Source organism: Segatella cerevisiae, from assembly GCF_024054555.1.
Taxonomy (GTDB): Bacteria; Bacteroidota; Bacteroidia; order Bacteroidales; family Bacteroidaceae; genus Prevotella; species Prevotella cerevisiae.
Map to the genome: position 1 here is coordinate 21578 of NZ_JAMXLY010000023.1, position 13092 is coordinate 34669.

The following is a 13092-nucleotide window of genomic DNA, read 5'->3' on the forward strand; positions in this document are numbered from 1 at the left end:
AATCTATATTTCTAAAAAATTATTTACCCAGTGAAAAGATTCTCGTTGTCGCCTTCCCCTTTACGACCAGTTTATCATAGGGAACTGTCGGGAAGACCAGATTGGTCATGGCCATCTTCCCGTCAGCGTCAAAAGCCTCTATGCTGGAATGGTCGATGAATATCCGGAGTTGACTGATCCTGCCGTTCACGGGAGCGGTGGTCTTCGTCGGAAAAGCCTCACTGAAAGAAGTGTCCCCACTCTTTCGCCGGTCCATAGAGAATGTTCTGTTCTTGGCATCATAGGCGAGTTGGACATATTCCCCCTTGCCATTCTTCAATGTCAGGACACAGTTGCCTTTCACCTTAGCCGTAATCTCACAAACTGAAGTAGGATGACTGATCTTTTTCCCCCGAAGCCCCAATAGTTCTTTGGAAGGTGAAACACTGGCGTAGGTTTCCCCCTGGTATTCATACAGTCCCAGATCACGGGGTACAGAGTTGGCGGAACGGTATTGCATGGTCGGAACCTGATTGCCATACTGCCAGTTGCTCATCCATGCCAGCGCTACATGACGGCCCTCAGGCGCATCATTGAAAGTCACCGTGGCATAATGGTCTTTTCCGTAGTCCAGCCATTTCTTCGTTTCGGGCTTTGACTCACAGGTAAATTTATGACCGTCAAACTGTCCCACGAAGTACTGGGTGGCAGAACCGCCTGCTGGTCCTCCGGGATTGATATTGCAGATCAGAAGCCATTTCCGCTGATTGGTACCACTCACTGGCAGTTCCATCAGGTCAGGACATTCCCAAACGCCGGCATGACTGCCGTAACCCTGTCCGAAACTACTCTCGAAGGTCCAGTCTTTCAGATTCCCTGAAGAATAAATGCGCATTTCCTGGCCAGCAGCAAGGATCATGTTCCACATCTTCGCTTCATGGTTCCAGAAGACATGAGGGTCACGGAAATCAGGCACATCAGATGTAATAATCGGATTCCCGGAATATTTCGTAAACGTACGGCCGTTGTCCGTACTATAGGCCATGCTCTGGACCTGATTCTCACCGTTGGAAGTATAAAAGGCAATCACTGTCCCTCTCCCGAAACCTGCGGTATTGGCAGAATCCACAACGCAGGAGCCGCTGAATATCGTCCCCAGATCATCCGGTACTATGGCATTGGGCAAGTGCTTCCAATGTACGAGGTCAGTGCTGACGGAATGTCCCCAGGTCATGTTTTCCCACTGTGAACCATAAGGATTATACTGGTAATAAAGGTGCCACTCGCCATCCTTGTAGAACATACCGTTAGGATCATTCATCCATCCCCATAAGGGCGTATGATGATAAGACGGGCGGAATTTTTCACGGTTGGCGGTATTGAAAGCGTCCGAGTCTTTCATCAATTTCCAACAGGCAAAATCTTTTAGGGAACCGGTAAACCTGCGGTTGCCCGTAAAAGAAATATCCAGTAAGATGTCATTCCCTTCGGATTTTGTCAATTCCAGCGGAACATAATAATCCATTTTGTCAATCGCCAGACGGCAATTGAGCGTCTGAAGAAGGTGACCGTCTTTCAGGATCCGAACCCGGGCGTTGTCCTCCTTTTCCTCAACGGGAAGGAGCAGATAACGGCTGTTCGTCTCTACCCGAAGCATTGCGTGATTGTCACTCAACTGCTGCACTTTAATGGCCTGTGCATCAGCTGACAGACATCCGAAAGTCAGCAATGCTGTAAATATACATATTTTCAGATACTTCATACTCATTTAGGTCTTTAATTTTTATTAAAACAGATAGAAAAATATTTAAAGTAAATTTAAATTCCTTCCGACCCCTCTTAAATCAAAGAGATAGGCTGAGCCTATCTCTTCATTTTCAATAACCAGGATTCTGCTTATAGACGCCATCGACACCTCCGGCATAATAAATCTGGTTGTAAGGTATTGGACAGTATTCATCGTGGTCCGTATCAAATTTTGCATTGCTATAATAAGGAGAGATCTTAACCTCGTGCTTATAGAAATTATTCAATGTGGATTTTGCGATACCCCAACGAACCAAGTCGAAGAATCTCTGACCTTCCATTGCAAACTCCAGTCGACGTTCCCATCTGAGAGCAGTACGGGCATAGTCCTGACTGACTCCGGTTGTAGGATAAGTAGAGATCTTGCAGTTAGTAGCCCAACCTTTAATCAAAGACATACTCTGAGAGTTACCGGCACGTGTACGGATCTGGTTAATGATGGACATGGCATCCGGGATATTACTGTTCAGTTCTATCTCAGCTTCAGCCTTCAGCAAAAGGATATCAGCGAACCTCAATTCAATCTGATCGATAGTCGTAGCATAGAAAGGATCGATCTTGATGTATTCCGTACTATTAGGAGAGCAGCACTCCTTCAGAGATGCGTAATCACCATACACTGCCTCGTTACGGATCCAACTCTTCTTGTAAATCGTGTCCGTATCATATTTGTAAGGATAGCCCGGCATGGCAACAGTATGATAGAGACGGGGGTCAACCTCACTGTTCTTTGTCGTATAGTCGTAATCCTTGTCCTCGAAATGATCAAAATCAGGCAGCCCATTCACAGTTTTATAGGCATTGACCAGATCCTGAGAAGGTTTATGGAAATCACATCCGCCACAACCCTGAGGCCAATTCAGTGCATTTCCCCAATTGAGGCGTCCGAATTTCGTTCCGTCATTTCTGGAGAACTGGATAGACCAGATACTCTCGACACCGTTTTCTATACCGCCATCTGCAGTCGGCAGGAAGTTGCTGGCGAAATCAGGTTGCAAAGCATACTTACCACTATTGATGACAATATTGGCATAATCCAGTACCTTTTGCATATAAGTTGCATTGATGGTACCGGTGAAGGTATTTGTATCATCACCTTCAGGATAAGCCAACCAAGAATAGCACTTAGCCAGGTAAGCCGCAGCAGCATATTTGGTCGGTCTGGCAACCTGAGACTGAGTAGCAGGTAAAGCATTGTAAGCGTCCTCAAAATCAGCGATGATCTTCTTCCAGAGATCCTCGTTGCTATAGATGCGGTTGCCTACAGTCGCATAATCATCCTTATCAATATCTTCCTCAGTAATCCAAGGCACGAACTTGAACAGGATCTTCAATTTATAATAAAAGTGAGCCCGCAGGAATTTCATCTCTGCAATCTCCTCCGCCTTGTTCGGATAATTGCTATTGGCAGGCAATTCCAGGGATTGAAGAGCTACATTACAGCGTTTGATGCCAATATACAAATGATACCAGAGTTGATCGAGCCCATCCGTCGAAGAATTGACACCTTCAGAAATTTCCAGGAAATGGTAATTGATACAATCCGTTTCATCACGACCACCCTTCTTGGCATCGTCACTTCTCACATCCCCGTAAGGCCAGAGATTGAAAGGATAGGTATAATGGTCATTGCCAAGGCCGGCATAGGCAGAAGTAACAAGACCTTCTATCTGCTCTTGCTGTTGTACGTAGTCGTCTGTCAGAGTAGAAGTGGCTTCCTGATCCAGGAATGAACCGCTACATGAAGTCAAGGAAAATGCTGCACTTAAGAAAAGTGTAAATGCGAATATCTTTTTCATATGATAATATACTAATGAGTTCTATTTAAAAACCTACTTGCAAACCTACAGACAGAGAGGTTGGTATTGGATAGCCCCAACTTGAAGACTCCGGGTCAGTAGCTGTGAAATTCGAAGCATGAATCGTCAAGAGATTCTCTGCATTGATGTAGAAACGACAATTGTCCATAAACAACCTCTTCAAAATATTCTTCGGAAGCGTGTAACCCAATTGCAAAGTACGGAGTTTGAGGTAACTGCCATTCTCTATGAAGTAGGTAGAGAACCTGCCTTCATTGTTATTGTTAGTATAAGTTAAAGCCGGAATGCTCGAGTTCGTATTCGTCGGACTCCAGGCATCCAACAGTCTGACACCTTTGTTAGAACCCGTTTCACTAACAGAATAGAAATCGGTAGATAATTTCTCGTCATTATAATAGTCCACGCCTTGAACACCCTGCCAGAACATCGTAAAGTCAAAATTCTTATAAGACAGAGCAATATTCAAACCATAAGAGAAGTCAGGTGTCGGATCATAAATCCAGGTCTGGTCTTTCTCGTCAATGACGTGATCACCGTTGACATCTGCATAACGGATACGGCCAAGACCGGGAGCCACGAAACCGGAGGCATAAGTATATTTGCTGTTGTAGTCATCAATTTCTGCTTGAGAGCGGAAGAGGCCGTCAGCAACATAGCCGTATCTGGAATTAAAGGCATGTCCGATGATATTGTCATCAGCGCCATTACCACCATAGTTATTGATAACACTAGCGGGTACACTGGTCACCTTATTGCGGTAAGAGTCGATATTGCCGGTGACGTCAAAAGCGAACCCGTTAGACAATGTCTTACGATAACCTAACGAAAATTCCCAACCTTTATTCTCCATGGATGCACCATTAACATATTGGGATCCGCCCTCTCCGATAACGGCGATATAACTCGGGCTCAGCAAAATACCTGTAGTCTTCTTGATATAGTAATCAAAACTGCCATAAAGACTGTTATTCAACAAGGTATAGTCCAATCCGAAGTTCCACTGTGTCGTTGTCTCCCATTTCAGGTTAGCATTGGCACGTTGTGTCTGTACATATCCGGAAGGTAAAGAGCCACTGCCATTCCCGTTCATATCATAAGAAGTATAATTAGGAGCATCCCATGTCGGATCAGCAGAGCCATAAGCTACAGACCACTTGCCTGCATGAGCATAGTAATCGATTCCTTCCTGGTTACCGGTTTTACCCCAAGATGCTCTCAACTTAAGGTCATCGATCCATCTCAGATTCTTATTGTCACTGATAAATTTTTCACTGGAGATACGCCAGCCTAAAGTAGCAGCAGGGAATGTACCGAAACGGTTATTCGTACCAAACTTACTGGATCCGTCACGACGCAAAGTAAATGATGCCAAGTATTTGTCAGCATAGTTGTAGTCAATCTTGCCGAAATAAGAGAACAAAGTATAGTCACTCTGGTTACCACCTGCGTAAGCATCACCAGTACCGGCATCCGGCCACATGAAGTCTGTGTCCTCTTCGCTATAAGTCTTGCGGTAATCATCGATATAAGTCACCGTCTTCTTATAGGCTTCAGTACCGAGCAGGAAATTGAACGCGTGTTTGCCCAAGTTCAAATTATAGGTAGCAGTATTACTCCAGGTCCAATTCAAATCATGATCCTGATAGAGTTCGCTGTTGTTCATCGTATTGCTGAGATAACCATTCTTATAGCTATAAGTCAGCGTACGAAGGAAGTACTGGGTATAGTCAATTCCAAAAGTAGACTTAAGTTCAAGTCCCTTGATTGGGCGTACGGACAAATATGCGTCGCCGAACATACGCCAAGTCTTTTTCCTATTGTTTCTACCGTCATACAACAAGCGCAGAGGGTTGTTCCGGTCATTCATACCATTGGCAGGACCACCCCAGCCTTCACCGTCCACAGTGTGTACAGGGATGATGGACAAAGACTGCAACGCCAAGTTCTGTTGATTCTGTCCGACAGAAGTAGAATAGGATGTCGTGAAATTCTCACCAATTGTCACCTTATTATTAATAAGGTTATAACTGGAATTCATACGAGCGGATATACTGTTATAATCAGTATACTTGATAATACCGTCATTTCCCTTGTAACCTGCAGAGAAGAGGTATGAACCTTTATCCGTACCATTGCTTACAGATATGCTGTAGTTCTGCAAACTACCGACGCGGGAGATCTCATCAAACCAGTCCGTATTGGAAGCCAACATCGTTTTGTCAGCATCAATATAACCATCGTATTTTCCGAAACTCATGGAATTGAGGACAGGATTGGAATAATCTCCGTTCCAATTGAAATTATAACTTAAAGCATTCGAGTTCGGGTCAACATTGCTATAGGTATAAGCGCGGAACATGGCCTGACCATATTGTTCAGTATCACAAACCTTCATGTGTTTGGCATAATAAGAAGCGGTATAGGACATATCCACGTCCACCTTGACCTTGCCGGCCTTACCTCTTTTAGTTGTAATGATGATGACACCATTACCGGCACGAGAGCCATAAATAGAAGCCGAGGCAGCATCCTTCAACACCTGTATGCTTTCAATATCATTGACATTGAGAGAATGCAGACTGTTTTTGGTCGGGACACCATCGATAACATAAAGAGGAGAATTGTCATTCATCGTACCGATACCACGAATATTAATAGCAGCGTCACTGGTAGGATCACCACTATTTGTGATCGTCATGCCGGGGACCTTTCCCTGCAAAGCCTGCATAGGGTCTGTAACCGGGACTGTTTTCGCATCATTGACATCGACGACAGCGACAGCACCAGTCAAATCAGCCTTACGCTGAGTGGTATAACCGGTAACCACAACTTCATTAAGGTCATTGACCTCTTCCTTCATGGACACGTTCATATCAGCCGAAGCTTTGACTTCCAGAGACTGGAATCCAATATAACTGAAGACCAGTGTAGCCCCCGGTTTCACTTTCAGATTGAATTTGCCATCCAAATCAGTAACAGTGGCATTGGAGGGTGCATTTTTTTCCTTAACCGTCGCTCCAATAATGGACTCTTTATCCGAAGCCGAAGTGACGATACCATGGACAACCATATCTTGTGCATTAGCGACAAGGCAAACCATCAGGAGAGTAAAACTCACCATCAATTTTTTAAGGCTTTTCATTATCAAGTTTTTATTTAAGTTAGTTAAATTTTAATGGTGCAAAGTTAATTGGAAGTAGGATGAGTTCCTTTTAAAAATTAGACATTTGCTTTCAAATTTGATTCATGTAACAAATTTGAAAGCAAATGTCTAAAATATGACAGAAGCGCTACAGCCCTTTGTTTACGGGGGTAAACGAGGATAAAAGGTCATTAATTAAGTTTTAAGTTATCTAATTGACAGACAAATTTCAGAAAAAGTGCCATCTCTGTATGCAAGTAAAGATTTTATAATCCATCCCTGAAAATCACGGAGGGAAATTGAGGGCAAATGGTTCAAACTTGATATGAATTCGCACGTAGGTCATAAGGTAATGAGAGAGGTCTCAATCCACGTAAGAGCCAATCAACCGAGCATTGCCATATATGCCAATAATCACTCTAAAAGGAATACACACGTCCCTACGATCACCATTGGGACGAAGAGCAAAGACATTGCGGCAACCGCGAATCATTCACATCACTTCTTTCCGGCAAGACACCCAAAGATCAAAGACGCACTTCACAAAATTAACATTTTAATTAAAATTTACGTATAAAGGCTTCGGGATTCATCACCATATCGATTTCAGCATCCAAGCTTTCAAGGACATTTGTGTTCCCCCCTTCAAGGCAAAAAGTTCAATACCAGTTTGTGTCTCTCCCGGGTAAGTCAATAGAGAAAAGACGTCTTTTCCATCGTTTGTAAAAATCTCGACACTCGATTTATCCACAAAAATATGTAAGCGGATTTTATCGTTGACAGGATTGACCTGATGAAAGGCCATACGACTGAATTTTGGAATACTGGCATCAGTGCAATGCGTCCGATCTATAACAAGATTATGAGAATCTGTGTCATAACTAATCACGAGTTTCCGTCCGTTCCCAACACAAAGGTTAAAACCAAAGACATTAGATACATTTGTAGAAAAAGAAGCATCAACCTCGTATACATTTTCTTTTGGAGCAAAACCGGGAATAGTTTGTACACCGACATCTACGGAATGATTCACCGTCACCGGTTGATAGCGGAGCGTCTGCAACCCATCTATCGGTCTTTGAGTCAGTCTAAGGCCTTCTCCTTTATATGTCTTAAGCTCCAGCACTCTTGGAATAGACCAAAAACCTTTGCCATAAGTCGATGGAACTTGCTGCGCATAATCCCAAGTAGAAACCCACCCCATGGAAATGACAGACTTTAAGGTACTATCATAATCGCGGAAAGTACGGGAAGCATAGAAATCAAGTCCTTCATCTATATACAAGGGGTCCTTCGGATGATTCTCTTCCAATTTAAAAGTAGTCCCGTCAAAATCTCCTATAAAGTATTGTTCTTTCAACCAATTGACAGATACGACCAATACCCATTTTTTCTTTAGGGGATTTCCATCGACAGGAAGTTGAAACAAGTCAGGGCACTCCCAAGACTTCTCACTGTCACCGGCAGGTCCGAAATCACTCACCCAAGTCCAATGCTTCAAATCAGGAGAAGTATAGAACTTTACTTTCTTTTCCAATGCCTTGGCAACGACCATCACCCATTTCTTCGTGGGTTCATACCAAAATACGGTAGGATCCCTGAACTCTTTACTTCCTATATCGATAACAGGATTACCGGGATAATAATGAAATGTTTTTCCGTCATGGCTGAAAGAAATTCCTTGAGCTTGTTTTTTAGAATCTTTTTCAAAAACAGTATATGCAGCAATGTAAGCCCCTTTGCCAAAACCTGCAGTATTATTTTTATCGATCAATGCAGAACCGGTAAAGTAACCTATGTTAGGTCCAGCGCCTTCCATTACATTGGATTTGATCTGTTTATAATGGACAAGGTCAGAAGACTCGACTTTACCCCACCAATACATGTGGAATTTTCCCTTATAATACATCAAGCCACAAGGATCACCTATCCACCCCTCCTGAGGACTAAAATGATACTGGGGACGATATCGTTCATGATACAAATGAGTTGTATCAAGTGTAACTTGTGACTTAGCGGGCAAGAGACCCACGAAAAGCAGTAAAACATTAACCAGACAAACTATTTTCATTTCCATTATAAGACCAAAGATTCTATACAGATTGCATGGGACCTATTTATAGGAACATAACACAAAAAGGCTTCTCCAATATTTCCCATTACACTCAGTTTTTAGTTGTTAAATATTAAGACTTCATCTACAAATATAGAAGATGAGGAGAAACTCTCCATTCAGAAATTAGACATTTGCTTTCAAATTTGATTCATGCAACAAATTTGAAAGCAAATGTCTAAAATGTGACAGAAGTACTATAGCTCTTTATCCATAATGTAGAAAAGTGAAGCTAATTGACAATTTACTGTATTTAGGATTGACTCATTGACGGGTCTCGTTAGGGCTATATCCATATTTTTCCTTAAAACATGTCGTAAAGTAGGAAGGAGCCGTAAAACCTACCATATAGGCTATTTCAGAAATCGTTTTATTTGTGGTTTCAAGAAGATGCTTTCCCTCTTCCAGACGTGCGCTGCGCAACAAATCTACAAGCGTAGAACCGGTCAAAGCTTTCACCTTCCGATAAAGTTGAACGCGGCTTAGTCCAAGTTTTTCGGCAATCTGTTCTACCTTGAGGCCAGAATCACCCATCATATCCTTGATGATGATTCTCAATTGTTCGACAAACTGCTGGTCCGGATTTCTCAACTTATATTCCTTCTCTGTCTCCTCCTTAGATCCAGAAAACAATTCCCGCAGAAGAATACGACTGGACAACAAGTTCTTGATACGGGCGAGCAACAAATCAGACGTAAAAGGTTTGGTAATATAAGCATCTGCACCATTCTGATACCCCTCAATGCGCTGGTCGTCCATACTACGAGCCGTCAGTAAAATCACGGGGATATGCGAAGTCGTCCGGTCAGACTTCAACCGGTTGCAAAATTCCAAGCCATCCATCACCGGCATCATGATATCACTGATCACCAAATCCGGGATAGCCTCACGCGCAAGTTCCAATCCTCTCTTCCCGTCAGATGCTTCCATCACATCATAATGCTCACTCAGAAGTTCCTTGATATATTCTCTCAGATCATCATTATCGTCAATGACCAATATCGTAGGCGCTTCATCCCCTAGCCCAGCCGTCACCAAATCCCTCTTTTCTGTTTTCAGCTCTTGATCTGGAACGTTTGGCAGTTCCGCCTCATTAAGGTGGGTATCTTCCTCAGTACCTGCATCTCCCACCAAATTCCCCTTTTGAGTAACCGGCAAGATAACGGTAAACGTAGATCCCTCATTTTTCTTACTCGTCACATTGATCTTGCCATGGTGGAGTTCTATGAAATCTTTCACGAGAGCAAGACCTATTCCTGTTCCGCCATTAGCATCTTTAGTTTGATAAAACCGGTCGAATATCCTATCCAAATCCTCTTGCTCCAAGCCTACCCCTGTATCCTGAACAGAAAAGACCGCTTCATTGGAATTAGACTTGCCAACCTTAACCGTAATACAGCCATTAGAAGAGGTGTACTTCAAAGCATTAGACAAGAGGTTGGTAAATATTCGCCCTATCTTGTTCCGGTCCCCTATCATTTCAAATCCATTATCAGGAAAAGAAGAAAAGCGGACCTGCACCTTTTTCTTCTCAATGGAAGGACGGAACTCATCAAGAAGGGCACGGATCTCAGTCACCAGATTAAACCTGCTGAGTTGGAGTTTCATCTTTCCATTCTGCAACTTACGAAAATCCAGAATATCGTTCACCAGTTGCATCAGTACATTCACATTCCGTTCAATCAGTTTCAACAGAGCCAAGTCCTTTCCTTTCAGATGACAATTAGCCAATATCCGGTCCAGAGGGTCAATGATCAAAGTCAAAGGTGTTCGCAATTCGTGACTGACATTCGTAAAAAAAGTCAACTGTACTTTTGCCATGGCCTCCTTCTTCTCGTTCATCCGAAGACGGGTAATGTGAAGATGGTAGACGCTCAACAAGCTGACAAGCAGCAATATGACAAGAACGATGCACAGGATTAGAATGATTTTCTGGTTATAATAACTTTTCAGATAAGAACTCACCTTCTCATGCAAGATGTCAATATTCTGACCTTGCCGTTCCAATTCCTGATTCTGAATCATCACCATATCAGCATTGTCTTTAGTGACAATAAACGACTTAAGCAGGTTTTCCCGACAGTAAGGTTTGTGTTCAAGGATTGCCATGGCCAACCTCATCACTTCCGTCCCACGGGTAGGATAAATATACGTTCCCGAAAAGATGCCTTTCTGGACACACTCGATACCTCCATGACGTGAAGGCAGACCGTCTACACCCACGAACATGATCTTCTTGTCCAACCCTAATTCTTTAGCTACACGATAAGCCCCGAAAGCCTGGCGGTCATTATGTCCGAACACACAATCGATATGAGGATGATTCTTGAGAAGTTTCTTCATAAGACCATAAGCATTGCCTTCCGTCCAATTTCCTTGTAAGGAGATCACATGAATACCAGGATGTGAAGCAACAATTTTCATGAATCCCCGATGGCGGTCAACAGCAGGGGAAGAACCTTTCAGACCCATGATTTCAACCACCGTTCCTTTCCCGTCCAACTTCTCTGCAATATATTTTCCCATCGAGAGTCCGATTTCCAGGTTATCAGCCCCAATGAAAGCGGTATACTTATCCGTATTCGTCTTACGGTCAAACATGATAACTGGAATACCCGCCTTATAGGCGCTGTCGATGGCAGGCGAAATGGAAGACGACTGATTAGGGGAAACAATCAGCAAATCGACCTTCTCGCGGATAAACTCCTTGATCTGCTCAATCTGCTTTTTACTGTTGTCATTAGCAGAACGAATGTCAATATCTACATTACTGTTGACATAATTCGTCATCAGAATCTCACGGTTGAGTTTGTCCCGCCATATATCTTCACTACATTGTGACACACCTATATGATATTGTGGGGCATTATTTCTGCACCCCACAGACAACAATACCAAAAGAAACAGTAGAATTAAATGAAAAAGTTTCTGCATGACACCAATTGTTTTTTGCAAAGACAGTTGAATACGAACCATAAAAGATTTCACAGACTAAAATTAAAAACATCCATACTCCTGAATTCTTCAGATTTTCTTCTGAAAGGAACTGCTAAATCTCAAGGCATACCCCTTTACAAGGAATCTATCCTTTAGTAGGTAAGAGTCTGTGGACTTCTGTACTAAGAATAAGAGACACGAGTTATTCAAGACTCAGAGCCCCCTGAAAATCCGTCTCCTTAATTCTATTCTTATACTCCATAGGCGAGAGTCCTGTCTGCTTTTTGAAAAAATGATAAAAATGGCTCGCATCACTAAATCCCAAGCTATTGGCAATCTCTATCATCCTTTGGTCACTGAATTGTAATTTTCGTTCTATCAGTCGCAGTTTATAGACAGAAATATACTGCACTGGGCTTTGACCGGTACGCTTCTTGAAAAACTCACAGAAATAGGTTTCAGATATATTGAAATGAAAGGCTATGATTGATATCTTCAGGTTCTCGGGATTAGAGATATTCAAGTGTATATAGTCCAGAATTTGGGTTATTCCATAGATCGCCGTACCATTGTCACTGGGGAGATTCAAAAGTTCTATATTTCTGGCAGCAACTGTAATCATACAACGGATCAGTTGTTTGATCACCTCCTGTCTCTGGATCAGTTTCCCCTCATTTTCCCTCAACAAAGCTTCTGCAATTGAACGAACCAGAGGTTTGTCGGCACTATTTTTCAATATGCATCCAGGCAAATGATGATGGTGCTGGAACATATATTGCAGTTTCTGGCGCCATTCTTCTTTCCCTGAATCTATAAAACTTCTATTGAACCTCAAGACAAAGAAAGTTGTGTCTTCTTTAATCTCAAATCCGTAAGTATCCTGCGGAAAAATCAGGAACAACTTGTCTTCTGCATAAGGCAGACTCAGGTCATTGATATATTGAATACCTTTTCCCTCCAGAATGAAGACCATTTCGTAAAAGGTATTCTTGATAGACGGAAACAAGTCTTGATGGACTGTCCTATGAATGCTGACAATATCATAAGGTTGGTATAAGTTTTGTATTTTCATCTTTTGAAGAATCGATTTATCACCCAGCTACAAAGATACTGAATTTGTTCTGATATCAGGACTACAAGACCATAATAATATGATGATAATTCAGAAAACCTCAAAAAAGACTATTTATTCCAAGAGTTATACAATAGATTTCGTTTGAGAATAACGTTCTTTGCAGTAGAGATAAAACCCTTCAACGCTTATGAATTTCAATAATAACATTAAACATAAAGTC

6 protein-coding genes are annotated in these 13092 nt (G+C 42.4%); all 6 read right to left on the bottom strand.

Annotation, left to right across the window (positions count from 1 at the left end):
* Window positions 1-19 precede the first annotated feature (19 nt).
* The 6 genes from NG821_RS07300 to NG821_RS07325 all read right to left on the bottom strand — a co-directional run bounded on the left by NG821_RS07300 (window position 20) and on the right by NG821_RS07325 (window position 12869).
* Window positions 20-1741, bottom strand: a complete 1722-nt coding sequence (locus NG821_RS07300; protein WP_252761019.1) for a DUF4980 domain-containing protein — start codon at window positions 1739-1741, stop codon at window positions 20-22.
* 115 nt (window positions 1742-1856) lie between these two features.
* Window positions 1857-3584 (bottom strand): RagB/SusD family nutrient uptake outer membrane protein, encoded by a 1728-nt coding sequence (locus tag NG821_RS07305; protein WP_252761002.1) that lies wholly within the window; start codon window positions 3582-3584, stop codon window positions 1857-1859.
* Between the two features lie 25 nt (window positions 3585-3609).
* Entirely contained in the window at window positions 3610-6747 is a 3138-nt protein-coding gene (locus NG821_RS07310) for a SusC/RagA family TonB-linked outer membrane protein (RefSeq protein ID WP_252761003.1), read from the bottom strand.
* Between the two features lie 592 nt (window positions 6748-7339).
* Window positions 7340-8818 (bottom strand): glycoside hydrolase family 32 protein, encoded by a 1479-nt coding sequence (locus NG821_RS07315; protein WP_252761004.1) that lies wholly within the window; start codon window positions 8816-8818, stop codon window positions 7340-7342.
* Between the two features lie 306 nt (window positions 8819-9124).
* Window positions 9125-11794 carry a hybrid sensor histidine kinase/response regulator transcription factor gene (locus NG821_RS07320; protein ID WP_252761005.1) on the bottom strand — a complete coding sequence of 890 codons (2670 nt, stop codon included), beginning with the start codon at window positions 11792-11794 and terminating at the stop codon, window positions 9125-9127.
* A gap of 205 nt (window positions 11795-11999) precedes the next feature.
* Window positions 12000-12869: a helix-turn-helix transcriptional regulator gene (locus tag NG821_RS07325; RefSeq protein WP_252761006.1), complete on the bottom strand. Its 870-nt coding sequence runs from the start codon at window positions 12867-12869 to the stop codon at window positions 12000-12002.
* Between the last annotated feature and the right edge of the window lie 223 nt (window positions 12870-13092).